Origin of the sequence: Streptomyces sp. P9(2023), assembly GCF_032436795.1 — a bacterium.
GTDB lineage: Bacteria > Actinomycetota > Actinomycetes > Streptomycetales > Streptomycetaceae > Streptomyces.
In genome coordinates this window covers 1-498 of record NZ_JAUPWM010000142.1, presented here as the reverse complement: position 1 = coordinate 498, position 498 = coordinate 1, and the positions used below count along the sequence as shown (strand labels likewise).

The 498-nt window shown below is 67.3% G+C and carries 1 pseudogene; it reads left to right on the top strand.

The annotated features are described in order from the left end of the window. Positions 1 to 66: 66 nt before the first annotated feature. Positions 67 to 498 (top strand): annotated as a pseudogene (locus Q5762_RS37065) (IS982 family transposase); the annotation flags it as partial.

Below are 498 nucleotides of genomic sequence, written 5' to 3'. Positions count from 1 at the left end.
CTAGATGATTGAGTCCAATGTTCGTCCTGGTCGCGACCATGGCGAAGGGCGCCCGTTGGTCAGTGTGTGAAGACAAACCTGGACGCCCTTCTGGCGGCACTGTACGTGTTCATCGACGACCACGTGGCGCCTTGTCGCCGGATCGGGCGACCCCCGAAACTGACGGACGCCGAACTGCTGTGCCTGGCGGTCGCCCAGGTCCTGCTCGGCTTCCCCTCGGCCCGGCACTGGATCCGCTTCGCCCATGCCCGGCTGGGACACCTGTTCCGCTACCTTCCCCAGCAGTCCGCCTACAACAAGCGCCTGAACGCCGCAGGCCCGCTGATCAGCCGCGCGATCGAGGCGCTGGCCCGGCAAGTGCCCACCTGGCACGACGATCTGCGGCTGATCGACTCCACCCCACTGCCCTGCGCGGCCTCCCGCGAGACCGTCAAACGCTCGGACCTGGCCGGACACTGCGGCTACGGCTTCTGCCGCAGCCACTCCCGCTTCTTCTGG